The 8,261-nt window shown below is 35.1% G+C and carries 9 protein-coding genes; 7 read left to right on the forward strand and 2 right to left on the reverse strand.

Annotation, left to right across the window (positions count from 1 at the left end; all coding sequences use genetic code 11):
* Both HX088_RS13375 and HX088_RS13380 read right to left on the reverse strand, forming a co-directional pair.
* Positions 1-200: hypothetical protein (locus HX088_RS13375; RefSeq protein WP_286484417.1), on the reverse strand; the 200-nt coding region annotated here is incomplete at its 3' end.
* A 30-nt stretch (positions 201-230) separates the two neighbouring features.
* A complete protein-coding gene (locus tag HX088_RS13380) occupies positions 231-491 on the reverse strand; it encodes a hypothetical protein (RefSeq protein WP_286421179.1) in 261 nt (86 codons plus the stop codon).
* 457 nt (positions 492-948) lie between these two features.
* On the opposite strand from HX088_RS13380, the gene HX088_RS13385 reads away from it, so the two are divergent.
* From HX088_RS13385 to floR, 7 genes are all read left to right on the forward strand, one after another.
* Positions 949-1,962 carry a replication initiation protein gene (locus HX088_RS13385; protein WP_286484418.1) on the forward strand — a complete coding sequence of 338 codons (1,014 nt, stop codon included), beginning with the start codon at positions 949-951 and terminating at the stop codon, positions 1,960-1,962.
* 66 nt (positions 1,963-2,028) lie between these two features.
* Entirely contained in the window at positions 2,029-2,451 is a 423-nt protein-coding gene (locus tag HX088_RS13390) for a hypothetical protein (RefSeq protein WP_286484420.1), read from the forward strand.
* Between the two features lie 366 nt (positions 2,452-2,817).
* Positions 2,818-3,078, forward strand: coding sequence for a hypothetical protein (locus tag HX088_RS13395; RefSeq protein WP_092910729.1), 261 nt, complete (start codon positions 2,818-2,820; stop codon positions 3,076-3,078).
* Complete coding sequence (locus tag HX088_RS13400) at positions 3,071-3,361, forward strand: type II toxin-antitoxin system YafQ family toxin (RefSeq protein ID WP_092910726.1); 291 nt, start codon at positions 3,071-3,073, stop codon at positions 3,359-3,361. The genes HX088_RS13395 and HX088_RS13400 overlap by 8 nt, the downstream gene beginning before the upstream one ends.
* A gap of 562 nt (positions 3,362-3,923) precedes the next feature.
* On the forward strand, positions 3,924-5,510 hold the full coding sequence (gene abc-f, locus HX088_RS13405; RefSeq protein WP_260544620.1) for a ribosomal protection-like ABC-F family protein: 1,587 nt from the start codon (positions 3,924-3,926) through the stop codon (positions 5,508-5,510).
* Between the two features lie 317 nt (positions 5,511-5,827).
* Positions 5,828-6,676 (forward strand): macrolide hydrolase EstT, encoded by an 849-nt coding sequence (gene estT, locus HX088_RS13410; RefSeq protein ID WP_185148407.1) that lies wholly within the window; start codon positions 5,828-5,830, stop codon positions 6,674-6,676.
* A complete protein-coding gene (gene floR, locus HX088_RS13415) occupies positions 6,669-7,892 on the forward strand; it encodes a chloramphenicol/florfenicol efflux MFS transporter FloR (RefSeq protein WP_014053560.1) in 1,224 nt (407 codons plus the stop codon). The genes estT and floR overlap by 8 nt, the downstream gene beginning before the upstream one ends.
* The last annotated feature ends 369 nt before the right edge of the window (positions 7,893-8,261 follow it).

Raw genomic sequence — 8,261 nt, forward strand, 5'->3', positions numbered from 1 at the left:
TTGAATGAGATTGTAAATATTTTATCGTTTTTACGCTCTGTAATCGCTTTTCTAAGTAATTTACTATATAAGTCATCTGAAATCGACAAAATGGCTTTAAACGCAAAATTATCGCCTTTAAACTCTTTGTCGTAACTATTCAGTACATGCAAGACTGCATTTAAGTTGCTTATATTTAGTTTTAGTTTAATTTTCAGCATCATTTATCGTTGCAAAGAATGTTTTATAACTCATAAACTATCAAAATACGCGTCTAAATCCTCTTTTGATTTTATAGTTATTCCTTTTCCTTCCTTAATTTCTTGTTCAGCATCTTTAATTCTTTGGATCATTTCTTCTGAAAAATAAAGATCATTTTGAGAAATAGGTGTTAGCAAATAAGCGTTCTTGCTCCCTCTTCTAATGACTACTTTTTTTCCTTTGTCGACCATATCAAAAAAATCTTTCTGACGTTCTCTAAACTGTCTACTTGTTGTTTCTACTATTGCCATTGTGTAACTATTTGTGTACACAAATATACAAATAGATTTTATATTGGAAAAAATCCGCCCCCCCCCCTGGTGCGCATAAAAAAGTCACGTCAATTTGTTTTTGTTTTTCAGATCAATGAAAGCACTGCATTTCACGCAAACTCCCAAAAGTGATTTTTCGTAGAAAATCACACCCTTAAAAACTAAAAAATCACCATGTTTTTGTATTAAATAAACATAGCTTATCTAACATTACTTATCGACTTCCGACAAAAAATGAATATATAACTGATTATCATAGTAACTACAAGGGTTTAAAAAAATCTTAATAAGACTTTTATAATACCTTAATAAGACTTTTATAATACTTTTGTAGAACCTTAATAAGACTTTTATAATACCTTTAAAGACTTGTATTTTTACATGTCTTAGTTTTAAAAAAAAGTATTATCTTTGTCTTAATAGTTAACCTTGCTTTATGATAATCAATAACAAAGAAATTTTACAATCCTATATTTTAACAACTGCGAAATATGATTATTCAGTTTATGAAAAGCGCATTTTATATAAAATAATAGAGCAATTACAATTTTTAATAGAAGGAAAGGAATTAAATCAGAACTATTCATTAAAAGAATTTCTTCACGATGATATAAAATTATTTAAATTCACATTCCCTTTTTCAGCATTTAAAAAGAATGAGGAAGATAAAAACCATGCTCAAATAAAAAAAGCATTGCTTTCTTTAGCTAAAAAAGTTTTTGAATACGAAACAGAGGAAACTTGGGAAACTATTAATATCTTATATTTCCCTAAGGTGTTTAAAAATAAAAATTATATAAATTTCACTTTACATGAAGAAATTGTAGAAGCGTTTTTAGATTTTTCAAAAGGATTTAAAAAATACGAGTTAAAAATAGCAATGGAATTTGAGAGTGTTTATTCTATGCGTTTTTATGAACTATTATCTAATCAAAAAACTCCTATTAATTATAGCATTGAAGCTTTAAAGGAAATGTTTTCGTTGTCTGGTAAGTATTCACAAACAAGAGATTTTATAAAAAGAATAATAGAACCTGCTAAAATCGAACTTGATAAATGTAGTCCTTACACTTTTCATTACGAAACAATCAAAACAGGTCGAAAGATTACAGGCATTCGTTTTATTCCTATCCATCAACCCCAATTTGAAGATGAATCATTGAAGAAACAAAAAGCAATGAAACAAATGTCAAATCGTTGGTTTATTCCTAAGAACATAGAAGATTATTTAAAGTACAATTACGAGTTTACCGATAAAGAATTAAATAACAATCTTAGCTTATTTGAAAGTTTATACAATCATCTTTCAGAAGAAGAATTATTAGATTTTTTAGTTGATTTAAAAGCTCAATCTGTACTCTATGAAATTAAAAATTTAAAGGCATACCTTATTGGTTCATTAAAACACAGATCTGAACAGATTTTTGAAGAAAAATACATGAAAAAGTAATATGACAAAAGTATGCCATATCTATATTTTGACATACTTTTGTCATAGTTTAAACTTTCTGTATTCATGAATTATATAGATGTAAAAGATGCTGTAAAAAAAACAGGAAAAAGTGAAAGAACAATAAGAAGACTGTTCGCTAACTCTGAATCTGTACCATACTTACAGAAAAAAGGAAATAAAACTTTGATAGAGGTTAATTATTTGTTTTCTGTTTATGAACCCTTAAAAGATGTCAAAAAACCACAAAGGCAAAAGTATGACATAGCCGAAATTTGGCAGAAGCAAGAAGATATAAATTCTTTAAAAACAAAAATAGCTTTATTTGAACAAGAATTAAAAAATAAGGAATTGCTTTTACAAGAAAAAGAGGGTAGAATAATGGATCTACAAAAGACAATTCTTTTATTAGAAGCACCTAAAAAAGAAGTTCAATTAGAACAACCTATACACACTCCAGAAAAGAAAAAAAAGTGGTGGCAATTTTAGATTTACACCTCTTAATTTAGTTGGTTCCACACTTCATATTACACCTAATTTTTGATTGCGACTTTGACGAGAAATCAATTCTTTGTCCCGTAGATCGGGATCGCTTTTGATATAAATACCAAAGTTTACGGAGGTTTTTTGAGTCAAAAAACACACCTTGCTATATTCTTTTTGAATACAATTACTCCGAATAATTTTAATCCATATTTTCTCTAAAAAAGGGAATGTTATTTTAAAATAACATTCCCTTTTTAAATTGAAGAATGGAGAATTTGAATCTTTAACCCAATTTGAACAAACAAAATATATCCAGAAAAGAAATGTTTATTTATTAATGATTACATTTGTATTACAAATACTATCATTATGAATACTAAAGAGAAAAGATTAACTTCTTTAAGAATAAACAATAATCTTTATGAGTTTCTTAAAAAAGAAGCTATTAAATCAAATAGAAGTTTTAATAATTATATTGAAACAATACTTTTAGATGCTACAGGATATTCTATCCCTAATTCAGAAACTATTTCAGCAATGGAAGAATTAAAAAATAATTCAGAAAATCTTGATTCGGTAAGTAATCCATCTGAATTAAAGGGTTACCTAAAAAATCTACTTGATGAATAATTATAAATTAATATTCTCCACTCAATTTAAAAAGGATTTTAAAAAATTTAAAAAAGCTCCCAAAAAAGTCCAAGATATTGAAATGTGTTTAGAATTATTAATTAAAGGTGGTGCTGATAATCTACCTTTAAAAATGAAAGCTCATAAACTTATTGGCGACTATAAAGATTATTGGGAATGTCACATTAATTCTGATTTACTTCTTATTTGGTTTCAGTTTGATGAAGATAAAAAAGAAATTCATTTAACAAGAATAGGATCTCATTCTGATCTTTTCAAATAAAGCCTTAGTAATTTTATACTAAGGCTTTATTTTTGTCTGCTTTGGATATGCAGTTACAACGGCAGAATGCGCCTTTCCGAGCGTTTTTAAATATAAAATTACTTATTCAAAACGGCACTTATTCAAGTTCAATGTTTTAACCTAAAATATTTTGGTAGATAATAAGAATTATGTTAAGTAATGAAATAGATTAATAAAGTATCAATTGTAGAGTTTCGTGATCCATGATTGAGAATTTAAAAATTTTAAATAAAAACCTCGCTATTCATACAAATGTTATTTAGATAATATAGACTATCAAAGAATTTATTACTTTTAACAAAGTAATTACACGAAATACGGATATAGGGAATATTTCACGAAACTTTTCTATTATTTACTTCGTAAATTACTATGTTATAGGCAATATTACGACCGACCGTACTAAAAGAAAAAGTTCGTATATTTGCAAAACACAAAAACTTAAACAACTCGAAATGTAAAATATAATTTCTTTCAGACAAATCAGAACAACAACCGCAAAGCGGTCGCTGTATTGTTTCATCTTTTAAAGAAAGGAATTATGCTTACTTTACAAAACATTTCATATACACATCCAAACAAAGATTTACTGTTTAGCGACATCAATCTGACAGTAAACAATCACGAAAAAACTGCGTTAATCGGTAACAACGGAGTTGGAAAATCTACTTTGCTCAAAATTATAGCAGGCGAACTTCAACCAACCATCGGACAAATAAACGTTGAAGCCGAACCGTATTATATTCCGCAGATTTTCGGTCAGTTCAATCATTTGACCATTTCACAAGCGTTGAAAATTGATGAGAAACTAAACGCTTTGAAAGAAATTCTAAACGGAAACACAAGCGAAGAAAATTTTAATTTGCTCAATGACGATTGGACAATCGAAGACCGTTGCACAGAAGCATTAAACTATTGGCAACTTAACGATTTTGATTTATCACAAAAAATGGAAGCATTGAGTGGTGGACAAAAAACAAAAGTTTTTCTTGCAGGAATTTCCATTCATCAACCCGAATTAGTTTTATTAGACGAACCAAGTAATCATTTAGACATCACGAGCCGACAACTTTTGTATGACTTTGTTCAAACCACAAAAAGCACTTTAATAATCGTGAGCCACGACAGAAAATTACTTAATATTTTGAATAACGTTTGCGAATTGAGCAAATACGGAATTAAAGTTTATGGTGGTAATTACGACTTTTATAAAGAACAAAAGCAAATAGAAAACAACGCTTTGAGCCAAGACATTCAAAGCAAAGAAAAAGCGTTGCGAAAAGCGAAAGAAAAAGAAAGAGAAACTTTGGAGCGACAACAAAAATTGGACAGTCGTGGCAAAGGCAAACAAGAAAAATCGGGCGTTGCTCGAATAATGATGAACACTTTGCGAAATAATGCGGAAAACAGCACTTCAAAATTGAAAAGTGTTCACGCAGAAAAAATCGGAGGACTTTCGCAAGACTTACAAGAACTTCGTTCTTCTCTACCCGACATTGATAAAATGAAATTTGGCTTAGATAATTCAGATTTGCATAAAGGGAAAATTCTGTTCACAGCAACAGACATCAACTTTGGCTATGGCAACAAGCCACTTTGGAAAGACAAACTAAATTTTCAAATTACAAGTGGGGAACGCATTGTTTTGAAAGGAAAAAACGGTTCAGGAAAAACAACTTTAATTAACTTGATTTTAGGAAATTTAGAACCGCAATCAGGAACAATTTACCGAGCAAACAATAAATCGGTTTATATTGACCAAGATTATTCTTTGCTCGACAACACGTTGAAAGTTTACGAACAAGCCCAACAATTTAACACTTCGGCATTGCAAGAACACGAAGTCAAAATTCGTTTAAATCGTTTTTTGTTTGCCAAAGACGATTGGGATAAACCTTGCATCTTATTGAGTGGTGGAGAAAGAATGCGTTTGTTATTGTGTTGCTTGACTATTAACAGCAAATCGCCCGACATTATTATCCTTGACGAACCAACTAACAATTTGGATGTTCAGAATGTTGAGATTTTGACAACAGCCATAAATGAATATCAAGGAACAATAATTGTTGTATCGCACGATGAAACATTTTTGGAGCAGATAAATATAGAACGAACGATTGAACTCTGAAAAATACTGCCTGTAACAAGGGTTTTGCAAAATGGCGGGTTTCCGTCTAAGTTGAAAGTTTTCGTCTTCGTAATCCGCAAAAGCCAATTTTATTGGCTTTTTTTGTAATTTAGCAAATAAAAATTGGCTTTTGCTACGTGTCGTCTAAATCGAAACTTCCGTCTTCGATTTTCTGCCACTTCGCAAAGCCCCGAAACGTTAGCGGGCATTGTGAAAGATACCAGCATAACAGTTAAACATTGATAAATGAAAAAAAACTACTTTGGATATTAATTTTAGGACTGATAATAATCAGTTGCAAACAAAGGAAAACAGAAATGAAAGAGAAAATAATTAAAACAAACGGCATTGAACTCTGTACGGAAAGTTTTGGAAATAAGAAAAATCCAGCAATCCTTTTGGTAGCAGGTGCAACCGTTTCAATGCTGTATTGGGACACTGAATTTTGCCAACAATTATCTGAAAAAGGATTTTTTGTTATTCGTTACGACAACAGAGATGTAGGAAAATCCACTAATTATGAACCAGGTTCTACTCCATACGATATTGTTGACTTAACTAATGACGCTATTTCAATATTGGATGGCTACAAGATTGACAAAGCACATTTTGTGGGGATTTCTTTGGGCGGACTAATTTCTCAAATAGCATCAATAAAGTTTGCCGACAGAGTTAACTCCTTAACTCTTATGTCATCAGGCCCTTGGGGAGACTCAGACCCAACTATACCTGAAATGGACACGAGTATTTTAGATTTCCATAGTAAAGCAGGTACAGTCAATTGGACAAATGAAGACAGTGTGGTAAACTATTTAATTCAGGGTGCAGAATTAATGAGTGGCAAGAAACAATTTGACAAACAAAGAAGTGAAAAACTGATAAGAGCTGAGTTCAATAGAGCCAACAATTATATAAGTATGTTCAATCACGCTGCATCGCAAGGTGGTGGTGGTGAAGAATATTGGAACAGATTAAACGAAATCAAACAACCCACCTTAATTATCCACGGAACAGACGACAAAATTTGGCATTATAAGAATGCAGGTTTTTTACTAGAAAAAATAAAAGGTTCAAATCTAATCACCCTTGAAGGTACAGGACACGAATTACACGTTGATGATTGGAAATCAATAATTGATGGAATAGAAAAACACATAAATGACTGATAAACAAAAACAACGCCCCGCGTGGGCCTATACGCTGCCGGCAGCACTGCTGCTGATGGCTCCTTTCGACATCCTCGCTTCACTGGCGATGGATATTTATCTCCCTGTCGTTCCAGCGATGCCCGGCATCCTGAACACGACGCCCGCTATGATCCAACTCACGTTGAGCCTCTATATGGTGATGCTCGGCGTGGGCCAGGTGATTTTTGGTCCGCTCTCAGACAGAATCGGGCGACGGCCAATTCTACTTGCGGGCGCAACGGCTTTCGTCATTGCGTCTCTGGGAGCAGCTTGGTCTTCAACTGCACCGGCCTTTGTCGCTTTCCGTCTACTTCAAGCAGTGGGCGCGTCGGCCATGCTGGTGGCGACGTTCGCGACGGTTCGCGACGTTTATGCCAACCGTCCTGAGGGTGTCGTCATCTACGGCCTTTTCAGTTCGATGCTGGCGTTCGTGCCTGCGCTCGGCCCTATCGCCGGAGTATTGATCGGCGAGTTCTTGGGATGGCAGGCGATATTCATTACTTTGGCTATACTGGCGATGCTCGCACTCCTAAATGCGGGTTTCAGGTGGCACGAAACCCGCCCTCTGGATCAAGTCAAGACGCGCCGATCTGTCTTGCCGATCTTCGCGAGTCCGGCTTTTTGGGTTTACACTGTCGGCTTTAGCGCCGGTATGGGCACCTACTTCGTCTTCTTCTCGACGGCTCCCCGTGTGCTCATAGGCCAAGCGGAATATTCCGAGATCGGATTCAGCTTTGCCTTCGCCACTGTCGCGCTTGTAATGATCGTGACAACCCGTTTCGCGAAGTCCTTTGTCGCCAGATGGGGCATCGCAGGATGCGTGGCGCGTGGGATGGCGTTGCTTGTTTGCGGAGCGGTCCTGTTGGGGATCGGCGAACTTTACGGCTCGCCGTCATTCCTCACCTTCATCCTACCGATGTGGGTTGTCGCGGTCGGTATTGTCTTCACGGTGTCCGTTACCGCGAACGGCGCTTTGGCAGAGTTCGACGACATCGCGGGATCAGCGGTCGCGTTCTACTTCTGCGTTCAAAGCCTGATAGTCAGCATTGTCGGGACATTGGCGGTGGCACTTTTAAACGGTGACACAGCGTGGCCCGTGATCTGTTACGCCACGGCGATGGCGGTACTGGTTTCGTTGGGGCTGGTGCTCCTTCGGCTCCGTGGGGCTGCCACCGAGAAGTCGCCAGTCGTCTAACCGACGACTGGTAGCAGGCCCGCTCCGATGCGGCGCACTAACCATCGAAACCTCGTGAATGTCGGTATCCTGTCTGGCAGGATACCGCTCATTTCCCTTGTTCAGTTCAACATCGCATTGGCAAAATGGCGGGTTAAGTTCAAAATTCAACTTTTGTGCTTTTTATTCCGCCGAATGTGTCCCACATTCAGCTTTTTTTTAATAATTTAGCTTCTGTGGAAACACATCGGCTACGTCACTGCTAAATTGAACTTTCGGTTCAATTTATCCGCCACTTCGCCAATGCGTTTCCCGTTGTACGACATAGTAAAACCGAACCAAACAAAATGAAAGTCAGAGAAGAAAAGTTAAGAACAATTATAGAATGGT

This window comes from Empedobacter sp. 225-1 (assembly GCF_030328185.1).
Classification (GTDB): Bacteria; Bacteroidota; Bacteroidia; order Flavobacteriales; family Weeksellaceae; genus Empedobacter; species Empedobacter stercoris.

Coding starts and splice junctions, on each gene's coding strand:
- abc-f (WP_260544620.1), top strand. CDS start 3,924: ATGCTTACTTTACAAAACATTTCATATACACATCCAAACAAAGATTTA.
- HX088_RS13400 (WP_092910726.1), top strand. CDS start 3,071: ATGAATAATTATAAATTAATATTCTCCACTCAATTTAAAAAGGATTTT.
- HX088_RS13390 (WP_286484420.1), top strand. CDS start 2,029: ATGAATTATATAGATGTAAAAGATGCTGTAAAAAAAACAGGAAAAAGT.
- floR (WP_014053560.1), top strand. CDS start 6,669: ATGACTGATAAACAAAAACAACGCCCCGCGTGGGCCTATACGCTGCCG.
- HX088_RS13385 (WP_286484418.1), top strand. CDS start 949: ATGATAATCAATAACAAAGAAATTTTACAATCCTATATTTTAACAACT.
- HX088_RS13395 (WP_092910729.1), top strand. CDS start 2,818: ATGAATACTAAAGAGAAAAGATTAACTTCTTTAAGAATAAACAATAAT.
- HX088_RS13380 (WP_286421179.1), bottom strand. CDS start 491: ATGGCAATAGTAGAAACAACAAGTAGACAGTTTAGAGAACGTCAGAAA.
- estT (WP_185148407.1), top strand. CDS start 5,828: ATGAAAGAGAAAATAATTAAAACAAACGGCATTGAACTCTGTACGGAA.